We start from the raw sequence: 22,848 nt of genomic DNA, 5'->3' as shown, positions 1-22,848 counted from the left end.
GATCCTTCAGCGCTCCTCCCAGGCTTGCGTGCCCTCGCCTGCCGGCGGAGATCGGGACTTCCGTTTCCTTGCCCCGAGGGGCCCGGGCGGTTCGTCCCGATCACAATTTCAATATGTCGCGATTCGGCCGGATTTCCAACCGGTTAAAAGGTGTTTCGGCCTGTGGATAACGGGGATATCGCGCATAAGTAGGCAAAATTTGCGGGCACGACCCCAGTTCAGCCGCGCCTCTAGCCCCCGACCAGCCGATTCGCAAGCGCGAATAGCGCCCGCGACTCGAAAACCGCTCGTTCACCGCGCCCCCGAGTCGCCCCGTCGACTCCGCGTCTATCGACCGGGTTGCCTGAATGTTCTCCCCGCCCTACCTGTCACCCGTGACCGAATCTTCGCCTCCCCTGCCCGCCGAAACGCCCGCCTATCTCGCGCACCTCAACCCTGCGCAGCTCGAGGCCGCGACCACCCTCGACGGCCCCGTCCTCATCCTCGCGGGCGCGGGCACGGGCAAGACCGCCACGCTGACTGCCCGCCTCGCCCATCTTATCGCCACCCGTAGAGCCTGGCCGAGCCAGATCCTCGCCGTCACCTTCACCAACAAGGCGGCGCGCGAGATGAAGGAGCGTGTGGCGAAGATCACCGGCGGCGCGGTCGACAACATGCCCTGGCTCGGCACCTTCCACTCCGTATGCGCGCGCATGCTCCGCCGCCACGCCGAACTCGTCGGCCTCCAGCCCAACTTCACGATCATCGACACCGACGACCAGCTGCGCCTGTTGAAGCAGCTCGTCGAGGCCGCGCAGATCGACCCCAAGCGCTGGCCGCCCCGCGCGCTCGCAGGCCTGATCGACCAGTGGAAGAACAAGGGCCTCACCGCGTCCCAAGTCGATGCCGCCGACGCACAGGCCTATGCCGACGGCAAGGGCGCCGACCTCTACGCCCAATATCAGGAGCGGCTGAAGGCCGTGAACGCCTGCGACTTCGGCGACCTGCTCCTCCACATGCTCACCATCTTCAAGAGCCATGCGGACGTCCTCGAGCAATGGCGCGACCGCTTCAAGTATCTCATGGTCGACGAATATCAGGATACCAACGCCAGCCAGTATGAGTGGCTGAGGCTCCTCGCCTCCCCCGAAAACAACATCGCCTGCGTCGGCGACGACGACCAGTCGATCTACTCGTGGCGCGGTGCCGACGTCTCCAACATCCTGCGCTTCGAGCGCGACTTCCCCGGCGCCAAGATCGTTCGCCTCGAACAGAATTACCGCAGCACCGGCCACATCCTCGCCGCCGCCAGCGGGGTGATCGCGCACAACAGCGGCCGCCTCGGCAAGGAACTGTGGACCGACGCGGGCATGGGCGAGAAGGTCAAGGTCCTCGGCGTCTGGGACGGCCCCGAGGAAGCCCGCCGCATCGCCGAGGAGATTGAGAACCACGTCTCCAAGGGCGGCAGCCTCGATGACTGCGCCATCCTCGTGCGCGCCCAGCACCAGACCCGCGAGTTCGAAGAGCGCTTCATCGCCATCGGCATGGATTACCAGATCATCGGGGGTTTTCGCTTCTACGAGCGCGCCGAGATCCGCGACGCCATCGCCTACCTGCGCCTCTTGGCCTCCCCGCAGGACGACCTCGCCTTCGACCGCATCATCAACACCCCCAAGCGCGGCCTTGGCGACAAGGCGGTCGCCACCATCCACCAATATGCAAGGGCGCAGGGCCTCCCCCTCTTGATGGCCGCCGCGCAAATCCTCGACACCGACGAACTCACCCCCCGCGCCCGCAATTCGCTCAGCCGCTTCGTCGGCGACTTCGCCCGCTGGCGGACGCTGATGGCCGGCACGTCAGCCACCCCCACCACCGGCGACGACAACCGCCAGCTCATGGAAAGCGGCACCAAGGCCCTCACCCCCTCGGAGCTCATGCAGCAGGTGATCGAGGAATCGGGCTACACCGCCATGCTCCAGGCCGACAAATCGGCCGAGGCACAGGGCCGCCTCGACAACCTCGCCGAACTCGCCCGCGCGATGGAGGAATATGAAACCCTCTCCGACTTCCTCGAACATGTCAGCCTCGTCATGGACAATGACGCCAACAAGGCGGGCGAGCGCGTCACCCTCATGACCATCCACGCCGCCAAGGGCCTGGAATTCCCCCTGGTCTTCCTCGCCGGCTGGGAAGAAGGCCTCTTCCCCTCGCAGCGCGCGCTCGACGAAGGCGGCAATGCCTCCCTCGAGGAAGAACGGCGCCTCGCCTATGTCGCCATCACCCGCGCGCGCCGACAGGCGATGATCGTCCACGCCGCCAACCGCCGCATCTACGGCCAGTGGACGAGCAGCATCCCCAGCCGCTTCGTCGACGAACTCCCCGCCGAACACGTCGAGAGCGACCAGACCATGTCGGGCGGCGCCTCGCTCTGGCAGGCCCAGTTCCAGCCCCTCGAAGACCCCTTCGCCCACCTTGCCGCCGCCGGCTCCAACCGCGCCAGCACTAGAGGCCCCGGTTGGAAACGCGCCAGCAGCCGCTTCGAAAAAGGCGAACAGCGCATCATCGAAGCCAAGGGCAGCGCGGTCAGCCTCGGCAACAAGGGCCGCGATGACTTGCAGCTCGGCATGCGCGTCTTTCACGGCAAGTTCGGCTACGGCAAGATCGAAGCGATCGAAGGCAACAAGCTCGAGATCGAGTTCGAGAAGGCGGGGCGGAAGCGCGTGTTGGATAGCTTTGTGAGTTTGGAGGGGTGATCAGTGAGTGGGGAGGCGTTTTCAAAAAATCACTATGTACCGCAATGGTATCAGAAGAATTTTCTTCTGAATGCGCAGAACCGTTTTCATTATTTAGACCTCAACCCAGAGTGGATTGAGAACAATGGCCATCGATATAGACGCAAGGGGCTTCTCAGGTGGGGAACCCAGAAGTGTTTCTCGGAGGATGACCTCTACACCATCGCTCTATGAAATCAGCGCAACACTGAAATAGAGCAGTTTTTTTTCGGCGAGGTTGATGACTTTGGAAGCCGTGCGCTACCGCATTTCACAAATTATAAAATAACTGGCGAATTGATGGACTCCTTCCAGTCATTCCTTACCTTTGTCAGTATTCAAAAACTAAGAACTCCCAAGGGCCTTTATCAGCTTTCGAAACTTACAAATACAAGAAGCAAGCCCACCCTGTTGATAGTCTTGCAAAAACTTTCCCAGATGCATTGCGCAATATGGTGTGATGCGGTGTGGGAAATTGTGAGCGCCGAAGCCTCTCCCACCAAATTTGTTCTGACGGACCATCCCGTGACCCAGTACAATATGGGCGCCTTTCCGGGATCGAAAAAGTATGGAGGGGCAAACGATCCTGACTTGCGATTTGCGGGGACCCATACACTAGTCCCGCTTACATCAGATAAGCTGCTGATACTCACGAACCTATCGTGGGCACGAAACCCTTATCAAAACCCGATGGGGCAGCATCCTAACCAAGTCTTGATGAGAGACACGTTATTCAACGCGACGAAGGTGCAAACTGGTCGCCTGCTCACCGAAGAAGAAGTTCTAAAGATAAACTTCATCATGAAGAGCCGCGCCTATCGTTTTGTGGCGGCGTCCGAAGGAGATTGGCTGTTTCCCGAGAAGCGTCTCGGAACAACGCATTGGAGCAGCTTCGGCAAGGAGTGGCTCCTCATGCCCGAACCACGCAACCTTTTCATGGGCGGCGAAACTTATGTCGGCTACCAAAATGGTCGGTCTGAAGCTTGGGGTCCTTATGGACATAAGCCTTGGGAACGTGAGTTTAAGAATGAGAGAAGAAAAGCGCGAGAGTCTGAGACTCTAGAACGCTTTCAAGACGAATTTGCCGCGAAATTCGGGCCTACCTATCGTTCTCACAGTGACGAGTTTGGAGGACGAAAGATCAATAATGACGGCCCAGAGTATTTTGCTTTTCGAATGAAACGGCATGAGGAACGACGAGCGAGAGGAAGGCGAAGTAACTGAAAAAGTAACCCTCCTCCGTGCCATCAACGCCGGCACGCCGCTCAAGATGGATGCCCTGCGCGCGCTCGCGGCGGCGGCGGGCTATGCGGACCCGCGCACCTATATCGCCAGCGGCAACCTCCTCCTCGACACCGACGACGGCGAGGCGCAGGTCCGCGCCCGCCTCGGCCCTGCGCTCGAGGCCCACGTCGGCGCCCCCGTCCCGCTCTTCGTCCGCACCGCTGACGAGTTGGACGCCCTCCTCGCCGCCAACCCGTGGCCCGATGCCCCCGGCAACAAGGTCATGGCGCTCTTCCTCGACGAGGCCCCCACACAGGCCGACATCGCGGCCGCCACCAACATCACCGACGAGCAGATCGCACTGGGCACCCGCCACCTCTACCTGCACTACCCCACGGGCCAGGGCCGCAGCCGCATGAAGCTCCCCGCCCTCGGCCGCGGCACCGCGCGCAACCTCAACACCGTCGCCAGCCTCGCCGCGCTCGCGCGCAGTTGAACGTGCACGAGCGGGCACCGGGGGAGGAACCGGCGCCGCCGTGCGCGGTTGACCAGCAGGGCTGCCGGGCAGCCGAGGGCGAGGGCGAGGGGATGTGATGCAGCGTCTTGCGATACGCGAATATGGTTTGACCTTGCTCATCCTCGCGGGCGGGATGGTGCTCGCCATCTTCGCCGCGCTGACCACGCTGGCCGACCGCCGTGCCGATGCCACGCAGCAGCTCGAGCGGCTCGCCGACCGCGCCACCTTGTCGATCGAGAACAAGTTCGCGCTCCAGACTGCGGTGCTGCGCGGCGGGGTCGCGCTGTTCGGTGCCTCGGACCGCGTGACGGCGGAGGAATTCCGCCGCTATGTCGAGGGACAGGAACTCGATCGCTACAACCCCGGGATCCTCGGCGTCGGCTTCGCCGCCTACGCGCCCGGTCCCGGGGAGGCCAACCGGCTCGCGCGTGCCTATCGCGCCGCCAGCGCCTTCCGCCCGCTCTGGCCCTCGGGGGAGCGCGCCGACTATTCGATCATCACCTTCCTCGAGCCCCAGAATCCGCGCAACGCCGCCGCACTCGGCTACGACATGCTGTCGGAGGCCAACCGCCGCGCCGCCATGGAACGCGCGCGCGCGCAGGGCGAGGCCGCGCTCAGCCACAAGATCACGCTCGTGCAGGAGATCGACGAGGACAAGCAAGCCGGGTTCCTGCTCTATTTGCCTGCCTACCAGTGGGTCGACGGCGAACGCCTCTTCGTCGGCTGGATCTACAGCCCGCTGCGCGCCGACGACCTGTTCGGCGCGATCACCGACGAGCCCTTGTGGGACGGGGTCGTGGTCGCGGTCTATGATGGCGCGCCGGTCGAGGCGAACCGGCTGCACCGCTCGGCCGCGGTGCCAGTCAGCGATCAGGCGATCGAGCGGACCCTTGAGATCGGGGGCATCCCGCTCACGATCCGGCTGTCGCCGCTGCCGGGCGTCACCGGGGCGAGCGCCGCGCGCCACGCCTGGCAGACCTTCGCGCTCGGGCTGCTGCTCACGCTGCTCCTTGCCGCGCTCAGCTTCCAGCAGCAGCGCGGGCGGCTGCGGGTCGAGCGTCTCGTCGAAAAGCGCACCCGCGACCTGAAGGCCGCCAACGAGGAGCTCATCAACGAGGCCGCTGCGCGCAGCGAGGCCGAAACCCAGATGCGCCACCTGCAGAAGATGGAAGCGGTCGGGCAGCTCTCGGGCGGGATCGCGCACGACTTCAACAACATGCTCGCGATCATCACCGGCAACCTCGACATGGCGAAACGGACCGAGGACCCGGAGCGGCGCGCCAGGGCGCTCGACCGGGCATTGCTGGGGAGCCACAAGGCGGCCGAACTGACGCAGCGGCTGCTCGCCTTCTCGCGGCGCCAGACGCTGATGCCCGAGACCGTCGACTGCAATCGCCTCGTCGCCGAGATGTCCGAACTGCTGCGGCGCACGCTGGGCGAGCAGATCGAGCTCGAGACCGCGCTCGCGCCCGACCTGTGGCCGGTGACCGTCGACCCCAGCCAGCTGGAAAATGCGATCGTCAACCTCGCGGTCAACGCGCGCGATGCCATGAGCGGCGGCGGACGGCTCACCATCACCACCAGCAACCGCGAGCTCGGGCGCGGCGATCGCGGCGCGACGGGCGGATCGCCCGAGGGCCAATTCGTGCTGATCGCCATCGCCGACACCGGGGTCGGCATGTCGGCGGAGGTGCAGTCGAAGGCGGTCGAACCCTTCTTCACCACCAAGGAGGTCGGCAAGGGGACCGGGCTCGGGCTCAGCCAGGTGTTCGGCTTCCTCAAGCAGTCGGGCGGGCATTTCGACATCGCCTCGACCGAGGGCGTGGGCACCACCATCATGCTCTACCTGCCGCGCGCGCTCGAGGAGGCGGCGACCGCCTCGACCCCGCGCCCGCCCGCGAGCGAGGACCTGCCGCAGGCGCGTCCCGGCGAGACCGTGCTGGTGGTGGAAGACGAAGCCGCGGTGCGCGAGATGAGCCGCAACGCCTTCGAAGCGCTCGGCTATGCCGTGCTCGAGGCCGCCGACGGCAAGGAGGCGCTCGGGGTGCTCGACGACCATGCGGGGCGCATCGATCTTGTCTTCACGGACGTGGTCATGCCGCGGATGGACGGGCGGCGGCTCGCCGACGCGATGGCGCAGCGCCATCCGGGCGTGCCGATCCTCTTCACCACCGGCTTCACTCCCGACGGGATCGTCCACGACCAGCGGCTCGACAGCGACGTGACGCTGCTGCCCAAGCCGTTCAGCCTCGCCCGGCTCGCGGTCGCGGTGCGCGAGCGGATCGACCGCGACTGAGCCGGTTGCTGAAGCGCCCCTCGCGGGAGGCATCCCATGCGAAAGGGGCCCGCCGTCGCCGGCGAGCCCCTTCTTGATGCCCGCGAACCGGGCGGATCGATCGGCCTAGAGCGCGACGATCTTGGTCGCGGCCATCTTGCCGCGGCGGTCTTCCTCGAGTTCGTAGGAGACGCGCTGGTCCTTGTCGAGCGTGCGCAGCCCCGCGGCCTCGACCGCGCTGATGTGCACGAACGCGTCACCGCCGCCATTGTCCGGCGCGATGAACCCATAGCCCTTGTCGGCATTGAAAAACTTGACGGTACCTTCGGTCATGGAAAATCTTCCTGTCTTGCCGGCGCGCCTATCGCCCCGGCGGTCCTGCTAGAAATCGGCGATGAGGAAGATGAGGGCGCTTGGTGGAGGCCCAAAGATTCCAGAACGGCAACTGGTAGCCCTCGCTCCATAGGGCACCCCGCGCGCGGCGACAAGTCCCGCGCTCCGCCTAGCGCGCGGCGGCAGGCTGCGAAGCGCGGCAGTCCTCGCCCGCGGCGATCTGGTCATAGCTCAGCTGGCAGAAGCCTGCGGCGCCGGGTTCGAACGCGGCGGCGCTCTGCGAGGAACCGCGATAGCCGTCGAGCAGCCATGGCAGCGAGATCGCCGCGGCGGCGAGGAAGAGGATGTTGACGAGAAGTCGCATGGGGCGTCTCCCTGTGTTCGCCCCCGTGTCTAGCGTGTCGCCGCTCAACGATCCTGACGCGAGGCTGCAACGATCATGGGAAGATCGTCAGCCGGCGGCGGCGCGTGGCTCCTCGACTAGCGGTTCGCCGAGCCGGACCTGGTGCCGGCCCCAGAAAAGACCCTCGCGAAAGCGGTAATAGGGCACGGTGACCACGAGCCCCTCGCGGCCCCACGTCATCTGCACCCGGATGGTGCCACGCTCGCTGCCCTGCGGCAGCACCTCGGTGATCGCGGTGGCGCGGACCACGCCATTGGCCATCAGCGCCTCCATCTCGGCGCGCAACGCCTCGAGCGGGGCGTCGCCCTCGAGGCCGTGCGGCCCGCCGCCCGCATCGAGCATCGCACCGAACGGCGCGGGGGACGCGTTCGCGACCAGCCGCGCCGCCGCTTCCTTGGTGCAAAAATCGACCAGACGTGATCCCTGCATGATCGCCTCCGAACGACCGCGTCTTAACATATGTGAAGATGTTTGTCAGTAGCGCGGCGCATCCGGCGGCGCGATCGGGTGCACAAGAAAGGCGCGGGCTCGCGCCCGCGCCTCCCTGTCCCTGAAGGGGCGTACCGCTCAGGCGGGCATCGGCATCTGCGTGTCTTGCTCGGCACGCATCTCGGCCTTGCGCGCCTCCTCGGCGACGCGCAGCTTGTCCGCAGCGATGGCCCGGTTGGCGAGCTTCTCCCAGCTTCGCGCGGCGCGTTCGTGGCGTTCGCGGACCTTGTCCAGCGTCGCCGCCGCGGCCTTGGCGCGTTCTTCTTCCATCCGCTCGATCAGGAATTCGGTCTGGTGGGCCAATATGGGTCTCCTCGGACTTGGGGGGACCGCCCGCGGGAACGGGGGTCCCGGGTTGGCGTCAGTCGCAGCGACCCGGCGAACGGGCGTTCGCGGGGTAATCGGGCGGCAGCGAAGGGCGGATGTCCGGAATCATCTCCACGCCGCGAAGCGGCCGGATGGCGCGAGGCCGAGCGTATGGAGACGGTCGAACAATAGTGGGATCATTGTAGGAGATTGGCGCGCAAAACACAAAAGTCCTCCATTTGCGCGATTCGTCCGCGCGCGGGGCTCGTTGCGGTCGCGAATCGGTCACTGGAAGGCGACCACGGTGCCCGGGCTGACCGCGTTCATCAGGGTGCGCGCGTCCCAGTTGGTGAGCCGCACGCAGCCATGGCTCGAGGTCTTCCCGATCAGTGCCGGATCGGGGCTCCCGTGGATGCCGTAACCATCCTTGCCAAGGTCGATCCAGATGCCGCCGATCGGGTTGTTGGGACCGGCCGGGATGACCAGCGTCTCGTCCCCGCCCCACTCCTGGTCGGAGGGGTCGAAGGTATAGTTGGCCTCGGGCGCGAGCGCGGCCACCTCCATTGTCCCCGACGGGCTCGGGAATTCGTCCGAGCCGACGGTGGCGGGGAAGCTGGCGACCAGCGTGCCGTCCGCGTCGTAGGCGCGCACTTCATTGTCCTCACCGTCGATCTCGACCCGTTCCACCGCCGGCAGGTCGCCCATGTCGGCGGCGACGACGATGATCTCGGTGCCCTGCGAGAGCCCGCCCGGGTTGAGCGCGCGCAGCAGTCCCTCGCTCATGCCGAACTGTTCAGCGAGCTTCTCGCCGAGCGAACCATAGCCGACGCGTCCAGTCTCTGCCTGTTCGGCCATTCCGTCGGCGGGGGTGGAGAACTCGCTCGACGCCGCCTCGATCGTATAGCGCTCAAGCAAGGGCGCATCTGCCGCCGCCTTGCGCAGTGCCTCCATCGTCGCGCTGTCGGCGCTGCCCGTCACCTCGAGCCCCTGCGCGCGCTGGAAGGCGCGCAGCGCGCGGCTGGTGTTGCCGCCGGGATAGCCGTCGATCACCCCGGGCGAATGGCCCGCTCGCACGAGCAGCACCTGCGCCTCGAGCGTGGCTTCCTGCCGCTTGTCGGCGAACACGCCCTCGGGCGGGGCGATCTCGAATCGGTCACTGGCGGGTTGCGCGGCGAGCGGGGTGGCGGGAAGGAGGACGGCAAGCCCGACAAGGGCGACTCTGGAAAAGGTCATGCGAAAAGAACGGTCCGCTCCGCAGAAGGTTCAGCCGTCGAGTTCGAGCCAGTCGCGCGGTTCGAGCCCGTAGAGCATGTCGAGCAGCTCGAACTGGACCCCGTTGGGTTGCGAACTGTTCGAGTTCCACAGCGCCACGATGCCGGTGTCGCGCGCCGGATCGAACAGGATCAGGCTGCGATAGCCGTTGACCCCGCCGCGGTGGCCGACGACCTCGTGCCCGGCATAATCGTAGATCCGCCAGCCCAGCCCGTAGCGCGCGTCCGACAGGCGCTCGCGATAGTCGCGCAGGCGGCGGACCTCGCCCGGGGTGGCGATCAGCGGGCGATGCGCCTCGGCGAGCACCTCGGGCGCAAGGATCTCGGGATAGCCGCCGACCTGCGCCTTGAGCCAGATCGCGAGGTCGAGGATGTCCGAATTGACCCCGCCCGCCGCGGGCACCCGGTAATAGGCATCGGTGACGGGCACCTCGCGCTTGCCCCGGCTGTGCGGGTGCGCCCAGCTCGGGGCGCCGACGAGCCCCTCGCGGCTGACCGTGGCATCGCGCATCCCGAGCGGCCCGAACAGTTCCTCCTCGAGCGCCTCGGCAAAGCGCTTGCCCGCGCCGCGTTCGATCGCCTCGGCGCTGCTGTCGAAGGCGACATTCTGGTAGCTCCAGCACCGCCCGACGGGGCAGATCTGGACAAGGTCGCCGAGCTGGCCGCGGATAGCGTCGGGGTCCTGCCCCGCCTCGAGCCGGTCGTCATAGGCGTTGCGCCAGATGCCGAGCCGATGGCTCAGGACATCGCGCAGCGTGGCCGAGAACTGGTTGCCCTCGGGCAGGCGCAGCGTGCGCGAATAGTTGGAGATCGGCAGGTCGAGGCTGAGCCGCCGCTCGGCGGCGAGCTTGGCCGCCATCGTGCCAGCGACCCCCTTCGACACCGAGGCCCAGCGGAACACCGTGTCGATCCCGACCGGCTCGTCGGTGTCTTCGAGCGTCTCGCCATAGCCCTTTACGAAGGCGATCCGGCCATCCTCGACGATGCCCACCGCGAGCCCGACCATCCCCGGTTCCTCGACCAGCCGCTCGAGGCGGCGATCGAGCCGGACATAGTCGATCCCGGCCGGGTCGAGCGCGGCCGGCGCGGGCAGCGCGACCCGCACCTCGTCGCGCGGGGCCTCGGGCGCGGCTTCCTCGGCGCGCAACGCCTGCCCCCCGGCGAGCACCGAGACGAAAAGAAGGGCAGGCAGCGAAAATTTCATGACGGGCTGTATGTTCATCCTTCGCGCTGTGTTGACTGTACCGACAACGAAGGCAAGAGGGGGACATCTCCGTTCATGCCGCTGGCGCAACGAGCGATCGTGCCGCCGACGGGTTAGCGGATCGCCCGCCGCCCCCGCGCGGCATCACCCGGAACCCTCGCGAGGGGGAAGAGAGGACGACATGCAATTCCTGCGCACGCTGCTGTGGGTGCTCCTCGCCGTCGGGATCGCCATCTTCGCCACCGCCAACTGGCATGACGTGATGGTCGAACTTGGCGGCGACCTGCGGATGGCGATCAAGTTACCGCTGCTGTTCGCGCTCACCTTCCTTGCCGGCGCGGTGCCGCCGATCCTCTATTATCGCGCGCGGCTGTGGAAGTTGCGGCGCCGGATCGACCAGGCCCAGCGCGCGCTCGAGGCGCAGCCGACGACGCCGACCCCGCCCAGCGCCCCCGCGCGCCCCGCCGCCCCCCCGCCCGAACCCGACAGCCCCTTTTGAGGACGCCGCGCCCATGATCAGCCCCATCTTCGTCGCCATCGACACCCCGCGCCTCGACACCGCGCAAAATCTCGCGGTGGCGGTGCGCGCGCACGCCGCCGGGCTCAAGCTCGGGCTCGAGTTCTTCAACGCGCAGGGCGGCGACGGGGTGAAGCGGCTCAAGGAACGCGGGCTGCCGATCTTCCTCGACCTCAAGCTGCACGACATTCCCAACACCGTCGGCAAGGCGGTCGAGGCGATCGCGCCGCTGCGGCCGCGGCTCCTCACCGTCCACGCCGCCGGCGGGCTCGAGATGCTGCGCGCCGCCAAGGCCGCCGCCCCCGACGTCACCAAGGTCGTCGCGGTGACCATGCTGACCAGCCTCGACCAGCCCGACCTCGATCGCGCGGGGATCGCGAGCACCCCCGCCGACTTCGTCGATCGCATGACCGATCTGGCGCGCGAGGCCGGGCTCGACGGCATCGTCTGTTCGGGGCTCGAGGTGAAGGCGATGCGCGCCAAATGGCCCGACGGGCATCTCGTCGTCCCGGGGGTGCGCCCGGCGGGGTCGAGCCCGCGCGGCGACCAGAAGCGTGTCGTCACCCCGCGCGAGGCGATCGACGACGGGGCCTCGGTGCTGGTCATCGGGCGCCCGGTGACCGCCGCCGCCGATCCGCAGGCCGCGATCGCCGACATCGCGCGCGACCTCTAGCCGGTGCTGGACAGGCCGCGCGCGGGCCAGTAGCAGCAGCGCAAATGTTGAGAGGTGGACAATGAGCTGGATCGACCGCGTCCGTAACGGCATTCCCTTCCTGCCCAAGCGTCAGAGCGAGGATGCGCTGTGGCACAAGTGCAAGAAGTGCGAGAGCATGATCTTCGCCAAGGAGTGGGCCGAGAATCTCCACGTCTGCCCGCGGTGCGACCATCACGACCGGATCGGCGTCGAGGAACGCTTCGCGCAGCTGTTCGATGCGCCCCCCGAACGCCTCCCCGCCCCCGAGGTCCGCGAGGATCCGCTCAAGTTTCGCGACAGCAAGAAATATACCGAGCGGATGAAGCAGGCGCGCGCCAAGACGGGCGAGCGCGATGCGCTGATCAATGCCTTCGGCCGGATCGGCGGGATGCCCGCCGTCGTCGGGGTCCAGGACTTCGCCTTCATGGGGGGCTCGATGGGGATCGCGGTCGGCGCCGCGATCGTCGCCGGGATCCGCACCGCGATCGAGCGCGGCGTGCCCTATATCCTCTTCACCGCGGCGGGCGGGGCGCGGATGCAGGAAGGCATCCTCAGCCTGATGCAGATGCCCAAGACCACCGTCGCGCTCGCCGAACTGCGCGAGGCGGGGCTGCCCTACATCGTCGTCCTCACCGACCCGACCACGGGCGGGGTGACCGCGAGCTATGCGATGCTCGGCGACGTGCAGATCGCCGAACCCGGCGCGCTCATCGGCTTTGCCGGGCAACGCGTCATCGAGCAGACCATCCGCGAGAAGCTTCCCGAAGGCTTCCAGCGCGCCGAATATCTGCTCGATCACGGCATGCTCGACATGGTCGTGCATCGCCACCAGCTGAAGGACCGGCTGGCCACGCTGGTCGGCTATCTCGCGCCGCAAGAGTCCGACGCGGCCTGATGCAGGCCGCGTCCCGATGAAGGATGGGGCGCGGTCGGACGATCCGGCGGTGCAAGCCCAGCTCGACCGTGTGGAAGCGCTCGGCCACGGGGGTGAGCGCGACGGGCAATATCTCGAACCCGTCGAGACATTGCTCGGCGCGCTCGGCCATCCCGAGCGTTCGCTGCCCCCCGTCTTCCATGTCGCCGGGACCAACGGCAAGGGGTCGACCATCGCCTTCGCGCGCGCCGGGCTCGAAGCGGCGGGCAAGCGCGTCCACGTCTTCACCAGCCCGCACCTCGTGCGTTTCAACGAACGGATCCGGCTCGGCGGCACGCTGATCGCCGACGCCGCGCTCGCCCCGCTGCTCGAAGGGGTGCTCGATACGGTCGAGGCCGAGGGGCTGTCGCCCAGTTTCTTTGAAGCCACCACCGCCGCCGCGATGCTCGCTTTCTCGCGCGCCCCCGCCGACGCGCTGCTGCTCGAGGTCGGCATGGGCGGGCGTCTCGATGCAACCAATGTCGTCGCCCGCCCCGCCGCCTGCGGCATTGCCGCGCTGGGGCTCGACCACCAGCGCTGGCTCGGCGCGACGCTGCCCGAGATCGCAGGCGAAAAAGCCGGGATCGCCAAGCCCGGCGTCCCGCTCGCCGTCCAGCGCCAGCCGCCGGCTGCGCTCGAGCGCATCGCCGACGTCGCGGCGGCGGTGGGCGCGCGCTTGCTGGTGCAGGACCGCGACTGGTCGATCGCATCGGTCGATGCGGGGCTGCATTATGAAGGCCGGCGCAGCCTTGCCCTTCCCCACCCCCGCCTCGTCGGACCGCACCAGCTTGGCAATGCCGGCCTCGCGCTGGCGATGCTCGATTACCAAGAGGCGCTCGACCTCGATTGGCCCTCGCTGGCGCCGATGACTCGCTGGGCCGACTGGCCCGCGCGGCTCCAGCGAATCGAGGAAGGCAAGCTGCGCGCGCGGCTTCCCGGTGACGTCGCGCTCCTCCTCGATGGCGCGCACAACCGCGAGGCGGCGCTGGCGGTGGCGCGGGCGCTAGCGGGCAACCGGGTGCATCTCGTCGCCGGGGTGCTCGCCAACCGCGACCCGCTCGCGCTCTTCTCGCCCTTCATCGGGCAAATGGCGAGCTTCACCGCGCTCCCCGTCCCCGGCCACGACCATCACCAGCCCGCCGCGCTGGCGGCGATGATCGACGGCACCGACAGCGCGCCGGCGGCCGATCTTGCCGATGCCCTCGACCGGGTCGCCGCGCGGGCGCTCCCCGGCGACACCGTGCTGGTGATGGGCTCGCTCTACCTCGCGGGCGCCTTCCTCGCCGCCAACGGCACGCCTCCGGCTTAAGCGAATTCGACCTCGGGCGGCGGCGCGTTCTGGTCGGCCAGCCCGAGGCGACGCTGGCGCGCCCATTCCATCAGGCACAGCACCACCGCCACCCCGCCGATCGCGGTGGTGATGAGGAAGACGGTGTAATAGCCCAGCTCCTCGATCAGCTGCCCCAGCGGCGCGCGCCCCAAGGTGCCGACCAGCAGCGCGAGGCTCGACAGGAGCGCATATTGCACCGCGCTATAGCCCTTGGCGACGATGCTCGAGAGATAGGCGACGAACGCCGCGCCGGCGATCCCGACCGCGAGGTTCTCGCCCGCGATGGTGATCATCAGCTTGGCGAGCCGCGCATCGCCCCCGAGGTTGGAGACGATCCAGGTAAAGCCGCTCGCATCGGCCACCGCCTGCATCCGCGCCCCGCCGATCGCGAGGTCGGCGTAGAGCAGGTTGGTGAGCGCCGCGATCAGCGCGCCGAAGGTCAGCGCCGCCATCCGCCCGATCAGCGTCAAGAGCGCGCCGCCGATCGCCAGCCCGACGAGCAGCGCGCCGACCCCGAAGAATTTCGACGCCACCGCGACCTCGTCGTTGGTGTACTGAAGTTCGCCGAGATAGAAGGGATAGGCAAAGCTGCCCCAGATCGCGTCGCAGATGCGGTAGGTGAGGATCAGCGCGATGACGAGGATCGCCGCCGAGCCCAGCCGCCCGATGATCTCGGTCAGCGGCAACACCAGCGCGCGATAGCCGAAGTCGATCGCCCGCTCGCCCGCACTGGTCGCGGGAGTGGGCTCGGACAGGACGTTCCGGCCGGTCTTTTGCTGGTGCACCAGCCAGGCGGCGATCATCCCGGGAATGACGATCGTCGCGAGCAGGATGATCGGCCCCTGCTGGGTGATCCACTCGACCGACTGGTTGCGCGCCTCGGCGTCCGAATTGAGGCTGCGCACCATGAAGATGAGGACGAGCGCGAGCGCCACGCCCCACAGCGTGCCGATCGCGGCGAAGGCGCGCTTGCGCACCTGCGGGGTCAGCTGGCCGGGCAGCCGCAGCGCGTTGAGTTCCTCGCTCGCCGCTTCGATCTGGTCGGTGGTGCGCCGCGCGTCGGGGGCGCGGATCCCCGCCAGTCCGATCACGAAGATCGTCGCGCCGAAGATCGCATAGGTCTCGGGCCAGCCGATCCGTGCCGCGACGATCAGCGCCAGCGCCCCCCCCGCCAGCGCGGCGAGCCGATAGCCCATCTGGTAGATGGTCGAGAGGATGTCGATGGTCGCGACCTCGTCGGCGACATCGACGCGCCACGCATCGATCACCACGTCCTGCGTGGCCGAGGAGAAGGCGACGAGCCCCGCGAGCAGGCTGAACAGCCCGAGCTGCGACTTGGGGTCGAGCAGCGACAGGGTGATGAGGCAGATGCCGATCAGGATCTGCGCGGTCACGATCCATTGCTTGCGATGCCCGAGCCGCTTGAGGAGCGGCAGGTCGAGGCGATCGAGCGCGGGCGACCAGAGGAACTTGAAGGCATAGGCCAGCCCGATGAGCGAGAAGACCCCCATCGTCTCGAGATCGACCTTGGCCTCGCTCAGCCAGGCGTAGAGCGTGCCGAGGACGAGCGAATAGGGCAGCCCCGCGGCAAAGCCGAACAGCAGCATGTAGACCGTCTTCTTCTGCCGCAGCGAGCGCAGCAGCTCGCCCCAACCGGGCTTGGTCGTCGAGTCGTCGGCCATACTTCGTCCTTCATCGGGCTATGCGGGGGGTACGCTAGAGGGGCGCGACGCTGCGGAAAAGGGGCTGAACCGGCGCTGACTTGATTGCCGGGCGCGCGAGGCGCACTCTTCGCCGCATGGACCTGCCCCGCCGCGCCTCCACCATGACCCCCGGCCAGCGCCAGCTGGCCGAGGCGATGCAGCGCGGCGACCATTTCCTCGGCGAGCAGGTGCACCGGCTCGAGACCTCGCGCTACACCGATCCCGAGCGGCACGCCCGCGAGCGCGAGACCTTTTTCCGTGGCTTTCCCACCGCGCTCTGCCCCTCCTCGCTCATCGGCACCAACGAGCTGGTGCGGCACGACCTCACCGGGCTCGACCTCATCGTCACCCGCGATGCCGAGGGCAAGGCGCATGTCCTCGCCAACAGCTGCCTCCACCGCGCCACGCGGCTCGTCGAGGAACCGGGCGTCCACCCGGCCAAGAAGATCATCTGCCCCTATCATGCCTGGACCTACACCCCCGACGGTGCGCTACGCGCGCTGCCGCGCCCCGACAGCTTCCCGGGGTTCTGCAAGGACGGGCAGTCGCTCACCGCCTATCCGGTCGCCGAACATGGCGGGCTAATCTGGTTCATCGGCAATCCCGACGCGCCGCCCGATTTTTCCGAAATCGAACCGCTCGGCCCCGAACTCGACGCCATCGGGCTGGGCGACATAGCGGTGTTCGCGCGCGCCACCCACGCGGTCGAGGCCGACTGGAAGATGGTCGTCGACGCCTTTTGCGAGGGCTATCACGTCAAGCGGCTCCACGCCCGCTCGATCGGCGACTATTTCGCCGACGGCGTGAGCGTGGCCGACCGCATCGGCCCGCACCAGCGCTTCATCGTCGGCCGCACCGACCATGCCAGCGAGGTCGACCTCGACGACTGGTCCGCCGTGCGCGAGGTGATGACCTTTACCTACCAGGTCTTTCCCAACACGGTCGTCATCGTCAGCCCCGACTATGTCAACGTGCTCGTCGTCCATCCGTGCGGCGCGGGACGCTGCCGGGTGGAGAATTTCATGCTGGTGCCGGGCGAGCGCGAGGTCGACCCCGAGGCGATGCGCCCGCGCTGGCAGAAAAGCTGGGAGCTGCTCGACGGGCACACCTTCGCGGGCGAGGACTTCCGCGCGGCCGCGCTGTGCCAGCGCGGGGTCGAGACGGGGCATCGCGACACGATGCTGCTGGGCACGCTCGAGACCGGGGTGGCGATCTTCCACGCCGAGTGCGACGCGCGGCTCGCTCAGGGGGTGACGTAGAGCTTGAGCCCCTTCACCGCCTTGAAGCGGCGCCCGCCGACGAGCGCGTCGATCGCCGCGATCGCATCCTTCAGCTGGCGATCCGTATAGGGCTTGACGAGGCTGCCGAGCGCGAAGCTGCGGCATTCCTCGGGCGGGTTGCCGGTGGCGAAGAGCACGGGAATGCCCTTGTCGCTGGCGACGCGCGCGACATCGATCCCGCTCTTCTCGCCCGCCAACTGGATATCGGCGAGGACGAGATCGACCGTCTCGAACTCCATGTCGCGCCGCGCGTCCTCGTAATTGTCGCGCGTGCCGACCACGACATAGCCGAGCCGTTCGAGCCGCTGCTCGTTGTCGAACGCGGTCAGCGGTTCGTCCTCGACGACCAGGATGCGGGAAATCGCGCGCTTTGACTTTCCGAACAGGATGTTGACCCCTAGAGAGAGCGGCATGACGCCATCAAATGACAAGCGCCGGAAGCCCCGTACCGGTTCCGCGAAGCCCGCGCCCAATTCCTCGCGCGCCGCATCCGCCCGCTCCGCGCCCCCGCGCGCGGAGCAGCGTATCGCCAAGTTGCTCGCCCGCGCGGGGGTCGCCTCGCGCCGCGAGGTCGAACGGATGATCGGCGAGGGGCGCATCGCCATCGACGGCAAGACGCTCGACACGCCCGCCACGTTGGTCAGGAACCTGCGCGGCGTCACGGTCGACGGCCAGCCGGTGCAGCGCACCGAACAGACCCGCCTGTTCGCCTTCTACAAGCCGCGCGGCTGCCTGACCGCGGCGCGCGACCCCAAGGGGCGGCGCACCATCTACGACGCGCTGCCCAAGGACGGCAAGCTGCCCCGGCTGATGCCCGTGGGGCGGCTCGACTACAATACCGAGGGGCTCCTCCTCCTCACCAACGACGGCGAATTCAAGCGCGCGCTCGAACTGCCCGCCAATGCGGTCCCGCGCACCTATCGGGCGCGCGCCTTCGGCCATGTGCGGCAGGACCAGCTCGAGGAGCTGGCCGAGGGGATCGAGATCGACGGGGTGCGCTACGGGTCGATCGACGCCAATCTCGAACGCTCGAAGGGCGACAACCAGTGGATCGAGATGACCCTGACCGAGGGCAAGAACCGCGAGGTCCGCCGCGTCCTCGAACATCTCGGGATGGAAGTCTCGCGTCTCATCCGCACCGCCTACGGCCCCTTCACGGTGGAGGGGCTCGACAAGGGCCGGCTGGCCGAGATCGACCGCGACACGATCCGCGACTTCCGGGACAAGCTGTGAGGATCATCGCCGGCCAGTATCGCGGACGCCCGCTGGCGGCGCCCCCGGGCCGCTCGACCCGCCCCACCAGCGACCGGGCGCGCGAGACGCTGTTCTCGATGCTGACCAGCCGCATCGGCGGCTTTGGCGAGCTGCAGGTCGCCGACCTGTTCGCGGGCTCGGGCGCGCTCGGGCTCGAGGCGCTGTCGCGCGGCGCGGCGCACGCCACCTTCGTCGACAGCGATCCGGCCGCGCGGCAGGCGATCGAGGCCAATCTGCGCACCTTCGACCTCGCGGCGCGGGCGAGCGTCCTCGGCACCTCGGCGCTGGCGCTGCCCGCGCCCGTGCGCCCCTTCGACGTCGTCCTTGCCGACCCGCCCTACGCCAAGGGCAGCGGCGATGCGGTGATCGAGGCGGTGGCGCGCGCCGGCTGGCTCGCCCCCGGCGGATGGCTTGCGATCGAGACCGACGCCAAGGAGCCGGTCGCGCCCGGCCCCTTCACGCTCGCCAAGGAGCGCAAGGTCGGACGCGCGCGCCTGTCCTTACTCTTCTTCGCCCCCTGACCCCTTCTTCTTCGTCGCCGCCTTGGCCTTGGCGGCCTCCATCTCGGCCATGAAGCGCTTGCCCATCGCCGCCGCCGCCGCCTTGCCCGCGAACTTGAGCGTCTCCTTCGAGCCGCTGCTCGAGCCCTTGGCCTTGGTCACCTGCCGCTCGGCGAGGCTGGCCACCGCCGCCACCGCGCCCGCGGCGACGATATCGGCGACCAGCGGATGGTCAATCAGCTTGCCGATCGCCTCGAGGCCTTCGTCGACCTTGCTCGCCTTCTTCTCCTCGTCCGCGGGCGCGGCCTCCTCGAACTCGGCGTCGATCCGCTCGGCGACGCGCACCTCGGGATCGGGCTTGGGCTTGGCCACCTTCTTGGCCTTCTTGGCCTTCTTGGCCTTCTTCTTCTTCTTGCCGTCCTTGGCCGCGCGCGCCTGCGCCTCGGCCTCCTCGACGATCGCGTCCTTCTTGTCCTTCTTCTTGGCCACGTCTTGGTCCTTTCTCAGGCGAATTGCGTCATCTTGTCATCGGGATAGGGGCGCGCCAGCGCGCACGCCTCCTCGGTGCTGCCGTGCAGCCATCGGTCGTAATCTCGCGGGTCGAGCATCACCGGCATCGCCTTGGGATGCACCGCGCCGACCATCGCGTTGGGGGGGCAGGTGAGGAAGGCGTAATAGGACCGCTCCTCCCCCGGCCGCCACAGCCCCGCGAAGGCGAAGGGCGCGTCGCGATCCCCCTCCCCGCGCGCGGCGAGCCCGAACCAGTGCTTGACCTTGCGCCCCGTCGCGGGGTCGGGTTCCTGGCTCCATTCGGAAAAACGGGTGACGGGCACGAGGCAGCGCCGCTCGGGATTGGCGAGCGCCGAGCGCCAGAAGGGCGAGGCAAGGTTGCGCACGTTGGTCACCGGCCGCCCGCCCGCCGCCTTGGGGCCGGGAAAACCCCACTCCATCTCCTCGAGCGCGAGCCCGTCCACGTCGCGCCGCAGCACCGGCGCGGCATATTTGGGGAAGATTTCCTCGCGCGGGGCGAGGTTGGCGCGCTCGCCCGCGAAGCTGCCGAACAGCTGCTTCATTTCGTCCACGCTCGCGGTCATCCGATAGAGATTGCACATGCGGCCTCCTTCGGCTCGACGCTGCGCTGCTGGCGGCTCGTCGTAAAGCCCTCGCGGTAACCGTTAACCGCGCCGGCTCGTTGCCCGCGGTTCACCTTGGCGGGCGCACCCCCGCCGTCCAACCGAACGCCAAGGAGGACCCCATGTCGCGTCTCACCATCATGCTCGTCGCCACCAGCCTCGTCGCGCCGAGCCTCGCGCCCACCCCCGCGCTCGCGCATCCCAAGCGGCATCACCACGGGCACCAGCGCATCGCCGGCTATGACGGCGACGTCTGGCTCGACCAGCGCGGGCGCTATCGCTGCAAGAAGTCGGACGGCACCACCGGGCTGATCGTCGGCGCCGCGGGCGGGGTGCTGCTCGGCCGCGCCATCGACAGCGAGGGCGACCGCACGACGGGCACGATCGTCGGGGCCGCCGCCGGCGCGCTGCTCGGCAAGGCGATCGACCAGAAGGTCGTCAACCGCAACAGCTATCGCTGCCGCTGATCCCTGAGCAGCGGTAGCGGGGCGCGCGCCCGGGCCCTCCCCCCACGGTCCGGGCGCGCCTTTGCCGCGACTGGGCTGCTGTATTGACATTCTAATACAGTAGGGCCAGACCTTGGGACGTTCAACCGCAAGGGGGGAAGTTCATGTACAGCCAACAGGAACTCGACGACGCGGTCGCCGCCGGCGCGCTGACGTCGCAGAGCGCCAATGCGCTGCGCGCGTTCGTCGCGCAGCAACGCTCATCGTCGCTGGTCGACGAGGAACAGTTTCGCCTCATCACCGGCTTCAACGACATCTTCGTCGCGGTCGCGGGGGCGATCCTCTTCTTCGCCGTCGGCTGGATCGGGCAGTGGCTCGGCGACCAGCTCGGCTTCCAGGTCGGGGGCGATTTCGGCCCCTCCCCGCTGGCGGGGCTCGCCATCGCGCTGACCGCCTGGGGGCTGGCGCTCTACTTCACCGCCAAGCGGCGCATGGCGCTGCCCTCGATCCTCTTCCTGCTCGCCTTCGTCGGCGGCACCTTCTGGGCCGCCTCGATGACGCTCGGCATCGTCGCCGAGGGGCTCGTCGGCACGCTCGAGGAGCGCGGTGCGGGGATCATCGCCGCCACCGCGGCGGCGATCACCGCGGCCGCCGCCTGGCTTCACTGGCGCACCTTCCGCGTGCCGATCACGGTGGCCGCGGGCGCGGTGGCGGTCGCCGGCATCGTGCTCGGCCTCACCGCCGCGATCATCGGTGACAGTGTCCCGGGCACCAGCCTGATGACGATCATCCTGTGGATGGTGCTGCTGCTCGGGCTCGGCATCTTCGCGGTGGCGATGAAGTGGGACGCCTCCGATCCCGCGCGGGTGACCCGGCGCAGCGACGTTGCCTTCTGGCTGCACCTCGCGGCCGCGCCGATGATCGTCCATGCGGTCTTCACGCTGCTCGCGCTCAACGATGCCAATGCGACGATGGGCGAGGGCTTCCTCGTCATCGGCCTCTACCTGCTGCTCGGGCTGGCGGCGATCGCGATCGACCGCCGCGCGTTGCTCGTCTCCGCGCTCGCCTATGTGCTCTACGCGCTCGCCGCGCTGTTCCGCGAATTCGGCGCGGTCGAGCTCAACATCGCGCTCACCGCACTGGTGATCGGCTCGGCGCTGCTCCTGCTTTCGGCCTTCTGGCACCAGGCCCGGCACAAGGTCGTGGCGATGCTGCCGCACAAGGTGCGCCGTCACCTGCCCGACCTTCACGGGACGGTGCCGGCGGCGGTCAGTCCCGAACCAGCCGCATGAGGCGGCGCTCGATCGGGGCCAGGACGTTCTTCAACTCCCGGCCCCGTTTGAGCACCTGCCCCTGCTCGCCGAGCAGCGCATAGACGCCCTGTCGCTGACGCAGCGCGGGGCGTTTCTCGATTCTGATCTCGGGGCGCTCGGCGGCCCTGCGAAACGCCGCGAAGACGGCCACGTCGCGGTCCATCCGGATCGCATAGTCGCGCCAGTGCCCGGCCGCGACCATCCGCCCGTAGAGGTCGATGATGGTCAGGAATTCGAGCCGTTCCCAGCCGACCTGGCCGCCGTGGCGCGGGAAGGGCGTGACCACGCTCATGCGCGGCGGCTTTTCCCGTCATCCTTGGTCGCGGGCTTGGCCTCGCGCGACGCCAGTTCGCTGCGCAGCTGCTTGATCTCGCGCTCCATCTGGCACAGCTTCTGCTGCACCGGATCGGTCAGTTCCTCGCACGGTGTGCCATAGGGCATGAACCCGCCCGCCTGCTCGGCCTTGACCGGGATCGGGCGCGCCACCGGACCGACCATCGTGGCGCCCTCGGGCACCTCGCGGGTGACCACCGCATTGGCGCCGATCCGCGCCCCCTTGCCGATCGTGATCGGGCCCAGCACCTGCGCGCCCGAGCCGATCACCACCCCGTCCTCGAGCGTGGGATGGCGTTTGCCACCGACCCCCTCGAACGGGTTGGTCCCGCCCAGCGTCACGCACTGGTAGATGGTGACCCCGTTGCCGATCTGCGCGGTCTCGCCGATCACGGTGAAGCCATGGTCGATGAACAGGTGGCGCCCGACGCGCGCGCCGGGGTGGATGTCGATCCCGGTGAGGAAGCGGGCGAAATGGTTGGTCATGCGCGCGAGGAAATACAGCTTGCCGCCCCACAGCCAGTGTGCGGCGCGGTGCAGCCCGAGCGCCCAGACGCCCGGATAGAACAGCACCTCCCAGCGGCTGCGCGCCGCGGGATCGCGCTGCTTGATGCTGTCGAGATAGTCGATGAGGCCGTTGAGCAAGGCCGAAGTCTCCTG

25 protein-coding genes are annotated in these 22,848 nt (G+C 68.1%); 13 read left to right on the top strand and 12 right to left on the bottom strand.

Features of this window, described 5'->3' with window-relative positions:
• Nucleotides 1–347: 347 nt before the first annotated feature.
• The 4 genes from L8951_RS08670 (at nucleotide 348) to L8951_RS08655 (ending at nucleotide 6,787) form a co-directional block, all read left to right on the top strand.
• Nucleotides 348–2,732 carry an ATP-dependent helicase gene (locus L8951_RS08670; RefSeq protein WP_407696403.1) on the top strand — a complete coding sequence of 795 codons (2,385 nt, stop codon included), beginning with the start codon at nucleotides 348–350 and terminating at the stop codon, nucleotides 2,730–2,732.
• 318 nt (nucleotides 2,733–3,050) lie between these two features.
• On the top strand, nucleotides 3,051–3,974 hold the full coding sequence (locus L8951_RS08665; protein WP_244382606.1) for a DUF4238 domain-containing protein: 924 nt from the start codon (nucleotides 3,051–3,053) through the stop codon (nucleotides 3,972–3,974).
• On the top strand, nucleotides 3,937–4,470 hold the full coding sequence (locus L8951_RS08660; RefSeq protein WP_244382605.1) for a DUF1697 domain-containing protein: 534 nt from the start codon (nucleotides 3,937–3,939) through the stop codon (nucleotides 4,468–4,470). The genes L8951_RS08665 and L8951_RS08660 overlap by 38 nt, the downstream gene beginning before the upstream one ends.
• A 97-nt stretch (nucleotides 4,471–4,567) precedes the next feature.
• Nucleotides 4,568–6,787 (top strand): CHASE domain-containing protein, encoded by a 2,220-nt coding sequence (locus L8951_RS08655; RefSeq protein ID WP_244382604.1) that lies wholly within the window; start codon nucleotides 4,568–4,570, stop codon nucleotides 6,785–6,787.
• 105 nt (nucleotides 6,788–6,892) lie between these two features.
• Here the strand turns inward: L8951_RS08655 and L8951_RS08650 are convergent, their stop codons facing one another.
• The 6 genes from L8951_RS08650 to L8951_RS08625 all read right to left on the bottom strand — a co-directional run bounded on the left by L8951_RS08650 (nucleotide 6,893) and on the right by L8951_RS08625 (nucleotide 10,772).
• On the bottom strand, nucleotides 6,893–7,099 hold the full coding sequence (locus L8951_RS08650; protein WP_244382603.1) for a cold-shock protein: 207 nt from the start codon (nucleotides 7,097–7,099) through the stop codon (nucleotides 6,893–6,895).
• A 169-nt stretch (nucleotides 7,100–7,268) separates the two neighbouring features.
• Nucleotides 7,269–7,463 (bottom strand): hypothetical protein, encoded by a 195-nt coding sequence (locus L8951_RS08645; RefSeq protein ID WP_244382602.1) that lies wholly within the window; start codon nucleotides 7,461–7,463, stop codon nucleotides 7,269–7,271.
• 87 nt (nucleotides 7,464–7,550) lie between these two features.
• Nucleotides 7,551–7,931: a hypothetical protein gene (locus tag L8951_RS08640; RefSeq protein ID WP_244382601.1), complete on the bottom strand. Its 381-nt coding sequence runs from the start codon at nucleotides 7,929–7,931 to the stop codon at nucleotides 7,551–7,553.
• Nucleotides 7,932–8,069: 138 nt separating this feature from the next.
• A complete protein-coding gene (locus tag L8951_RS08635) occupies nucleotides 8,070–8,294 on the bottom strand; it encodes a hypothetical protein (protein ID WP_244382600.1) in 225 nt (74 codons plus the stop codon).
• Between the two features lie 288 nt (nucleotides 8,295–8,582).
• On the bottom strand, nucleotides 8,583–9,530 hold the full coding sequence (locus tag L8951_RS08630; RefSeq protein ID WP_244382599.1) for a L,D-transpeptidase family protein: 948 nt from the start codon (nucleotides 9,528–9,530) through the stop codon (nucleotides 8,583–8,585).
• Nucleotides 9,531–9,560: 30 nt separating this feature from the next.
• Nucleotides 9,561–10,772 (bottom strand): serine hydrolase domain-containing protein, encoded by a 1,212-nt coding sequence (locus L8951_RS08625; protein ID WP_244382598.1) that lies wholly within the window; start codon nucleotides 10,770–10,772, stop codon nucleotides 9,561–9,563.
• A gap of 181 nt (nucleotides 10,773–10,953) precedes the next feature.
• Here L8951_RS08625 and L8951_RS08620 point away from each other — a divergent pair, with 181 nt between their 5' ends.
• From L8951_RS08620 to L8951_RS08605, 4 genes are all read left to right on the top strand, one after another.
• Nucleotides 10,954–11,271, top strand: coding sequence for a hypothetical protein (locus L8951_RS08620; RefSeq protein WP_244382596.1), 318 nt, complete (start codon nucleotides 10,954–10,956; stop codon nucleotides 11,269–11,271).
• Between the two features lie 13 nt (nucleotides 11,272–11,284).
• Nucleotides 11,285–11,962, top strand: coding sequence for an orotidine-5'-phosphate decarboxylase (gene pyrF, locus L8951_RS08615; RefSeq protein ID WP_244382595.1), 678 nt, complete (start codon nucleotides 11,285–11,287; stop codon nucleotides 11,960–11,962).
• A 61-nt stretch (nucleotides 11,963–12,023) separates the two neighbouring features.
• Nucleotides 12,024–12,878: an acetyl-CoA carboxylase, carboxyltransferase subunit beta gene (gene accD, locus L8951_RS08610; protein WP_244382594.1), complete on the top strand. Its 855-nt coding sequence runs from the start codon at nucleotides 12,024–12,026 to the stop codon at nucleotides 12,876–12,878.
• Nucleotides 12,879–12,894: 16 nt separating this feature from the next.
• Nucleotides 12,895–14,205: a bifunctional folylpolyglutamate synthase/dihydrofolate synthase gene (locus L8951_RS08605; protein ID WP_244382592.1), complete on the top strand. Its 1,311-nt coding sequence runs from the start codon at nucleotides 12,895–12,897 to the stop codon at nucleotides 14,203–14,205.
• Here the strand turns inward: L8951_RS08605 and L8951_RS08600 are convergent.
• Complete coding sequence (locus L8951_RS08600; RefSeq protein ID WP_244382590.1) at nucleotides 14,202–15,908, bottom strand: MFS transporter; 1,707 nt, start codon at nucleotides 15,906–15,908, stop codon at nucleotides 14,202–14,204. The genes L8951_RS08605 and L8951_RS08600 overlap by 4 nt on opposite strands.
• A gap of 116 nt (nucleotides 15,909–16,024) precedes the next feature.
• Between L8951_RS08600 and L8951_RS08595 the strand changes: the two genes are divergently transcribed.
• A complete protein-coding gene (locus tag L8951_RS08595) occupies nucleotides 16,025–17,188 on the top strand; it encodes an aromatic ring-hydroxylating oxygenase subunit alpha (protein ID WP_244382588.1) in 1,164 nt (387 codons plus the stop codon).
• On the opposite strand, the gene L8951_RS08590 is transcribed toward L8951_RS08595, so the two are convergent.
• On the bottom strand, nucleotides 17,173–17,622 hold the full coding sequence (locus L8951_RS08590; protein WP_244382587.1) for a response regulator: 450 nt from the start codon (nucleotides 17,620–17,622) through the stop codon (nucleotides 17,173–17,175). The genes L8951_RS08595 and L8951_RS08590 overlap by 16 nt on opposite strands.
• A gap of 121 nt (nucleotides 17,623–17,743) precedes the next feature.
• Between L8951_RS08590 and L8951_RS08585 the strand changes: the two genes are divergently transcribed.
• On the top strand, nucleotides 17,744–18,442 hold the full coding sequence (locus tag L8951_RS08585) for a pseudouridine synthase (RefSeq protein WP_244382585.1): 699 nt from the start codon (nucleotides 17,744–17,746) through the stop codon (nucleotides 18,440–18,442).
• Complete coding sequence (gene rsmD / locus L8951_RS08580) at nucleotides 18,439–18,984, top strand: 16S rRNA (guanine(966)-N(2))-methyltransferase RsmD (protein WP_244382583.1); 546 nt, start codon at nucleotides 18,439–18,441, stop codon at nucleotides 18,982–18,984. Before L8951_RS08585 ends, rsmD begins: the two co-directional genes overlap by 4 nt.
• Here the strand turns inward: rsmD and L8951_RS08575 are convergent.
• Both L8951_RS08575 and L8951_RS08570 read right to left on the bottom strand, forming a co-directional pair.
• On the bottom strand, nucleotides 18,964–19,452 hold the full coding sequence (locus tag L8951_RS08575) for a hypothetical protein (RefSeq protein ID WP_244382582.1): 489 nt from the start codon (nucleotides 19,450–19,452) through the stop codon (nucleotides 18,964–18,966). The two genes, rsmD and L8951_RS08575, sit on opposite strands and share 21 nt — an antisense overlap.
• 14 nt (nucleotides 19,453–19,466) lie before the next feature.
• On the bottom strand, nucleotides 19,467–20,075 hold the full coding sequence (locus L8951_RS08570; RefSeq protein WP_244382581.1) for an SOS response-associated peptidase: 609 nt from the start codon (nucleotides 20,073–20,075) through the stop codon (nucleotides 19,467–19,469).
• A gap of 143 nt (nucleotides 20,076–20,218) precedes the next feature.
• Here L8951_RS08570 and L8951_RS08565 point away from each other — a divergent pair, with 143 nt between their 5' ends.
• A complete protein-coding gene (locus L8951_RS08565) occupies nucleotides 20,219–20,563 on the top strand; it encodes a glycine zipper 2TM domain-containing protein (RefSeq protein WP_244382580.1) in 345 nt (114 codons plus the stop codon).
• A 143-nt stretch (nucleotides 20,564–20,706) separates the two neighbouring features.
• Nucleotides 20,707–21,834, top strand: coding sequence for a hypothetical protein (locus L8951_RS08560; protein ID WP_244382578.1), 1,128 nt, complete (start codon nucleotides 20,707–20,709; stop codon nucleotides 21,832–21,834).
• Here L8951_RS08560 and L8951_RS08555 read toward each other — a convergent pair.
• Nucleotides 21,812–22,147 carry a DUF2794 domain-containing protein gene (locus L8951_RS08555; RefSeq protein WP_244382577.1) on the bottom strand — a complete coding sequence of 112 codons (336 nt, stop codon included), beginning with the start codon at nucleotides 22,145–22,147 and terminating at the stop codon, nucleotides 21,812–21,814. The two genes, L8951_RS08560 and L8951_RS08555, sit on opposite strands and share 23 nt — an antisense overlap.
• Nucleotides 22,144–22,833: a serine O-acetyltransferase EpsC gene (gene epsC / locus L8951_RS08550; RefSeq protein ID WP_244382576.1), complete on the bottom strand. Its 690-nt coding sequence runs from the start codon at nucleotides 22,831–22,833 to the stop codon at nucleotides 22,144–22,146. Before epsC ends, L8951_RS08555 begins: the two co-directional genes overlap by 4 nt.
• Nucleotides 22,834–22,848: the final 15 nt, after the last annotated feature.

Origin of the sequence: Sphingomicrobium astaxanthinifaciens, assembly GCF_022865105.1 — a bacterium.
GTDB classification, from domain to species: domain Bacteria; phylum Pseudomonadota; class Alphaproteobacteria; order Sphingomonadales; family Sphingomonadaceae; genus Sphingomicrobium; species Sphingomicrobium astaxanthinifaciens.
This window is presented reverse-complemented; position numbering and strand designations above follow the sequence as displayed.

Bases quoted from the DNA above. Each gene is read 5' to 3' on its own strand.
- L8951_RS08670 (WP_407696403.1), top strand. From the start codon at position 348: ATGTTCTCCCCGCCCTACCTGTCACCCGTGACCGAATCTTCGCCTCCC.
- L8951_RS08665 (WP_244382606.1), top strand. From the start codon at position 3,051: ATGGACTCCTTCCAGTCATTCCTTACCTTTGTCAGTATTCAAAAACTA.
- L8951_RS08660 (WP_244382605.1), top strand. From the start codon at position 3,937: ATGAGGAACGACGAGCGAGAGGAAGGCGAAGTAACTGAAAAAGTAACC.
- L8951_RS08655 (WP_244382604.1), top strand. From the start codon at position 4,568: ATGCAGCGTCTTGCGATACGCGAATATGGTTTGACCTTGCTCATCCTC.
- L8951_RS08650 (WP_244382603.1), bottom strand. From the start codon at position 7,099: ATGACCGAAGGTACCGTCAAGTTTTTCAATGCCGACAAGGGCTATGGG.
- L8951_RS08645 (WP_244382602.1), bottom strand. From the start codon at position 7,463: ATGCGACTTCTCGTCAACATCCTCTTCCTCGCCGCCGCGGCGATCTCG.
- L8951_RS08640 (WP_244382601.1), bottom strand. From the start codon at position 7,931: ATGCAGGGATCACGTCTGGTCGATTTTTGCACCAAGGAAGCGGCGGCG.
- L8951_RS08630 (WP_244382599.1), bottom strand. From the start codon at position 9,530: ATGACCTTTTCCAGAGTCGCCCTTGTCGGGCTTGCCGTCCTCCTTCCC.
- L8951_RS08625 (WP_244382598.1), bottom strand. From the start codon at position 10,772: ATGAAATTTTCGCTGCCTGCCCTTCTTTTCGTCTCGGTGCTCGCCGGG.
- L8951_RS08620 (WP_244382596.1), top strand. From the start codon at position 10,954: ATGCAATTCCTGCGCACGCTGCTGTGGGTGCTCCTCGCCGTCGGGATC.
- pyrF (WP_244382595.1), top strand. From the start codon at position 11,285: ATGATCAGCCCCATCTTCGTCGCCATCGACACCCCGCGCCTCGACACC.
- accD (WP_244382594.1), top strand. From the start codon at position 12,024: ATGAGCTGGATCGACCGCGTCCGTAACGGCATTCCCTTCCTGCCCAAG.
- L8951_RS08605 (WP_244382592.1), top strand. From the start codon at position 12,895: ATGAAGGATGGGGCGCGGTCGGACGATCCGGCGGTGCAAGCCCAGCTC.
- L8951_RS08600 (WP_244382590.1), bottom strand. From the start codon at position 15,908: ATGGCCGACGACTCGACGACCAAGCCCGGTTGGGGCGAGCTGCTGCGC.
- L8951_RS08595 (WP_244382588.1), top strand. From the start codon at position 16,025: ATGGACCTGCCCCGCCGCGCCTCCACCATGACCCCCGGCCAGCGCCAG.
- L8951_RS08590 (WP_244382587.1), bottom strand. From the start codon at position 17,622: ATGCCGCTCTCTCTAGGGGTCAACATCCTGTTCGGAAAGTCAAAGCGC.
- L8951_RS08570 (WP_244382581.1), bottom strand. From the start codon at position 20,075: ATGTGCAATCTCTATCGGATGACCGCGAGCGTGGACGAAATGAAGCAG.
- L8951_RS08565 (WP_244382580.1), top strand. From the start codon at position 20,219: ATGTCGCGTCTCACCATCATGCTCGTCGCCACCAGCCTCGTCGCGCCG.
- L8951_RS08560 (WP_244382578.1), top strand. From the start codon at position 20,707: ATGTACAGCCAACAGGAACTCGACGACGCGGTCGCCGCCGGCGCGCTG.
- L8951_RS08555 (WP_244382577.1), bottom strand. From the start codon at position 22,147: ATGAGCGTGGTCACGCCCTTCCCGCGCCACGGCGGCCAGGTCGGCTGG.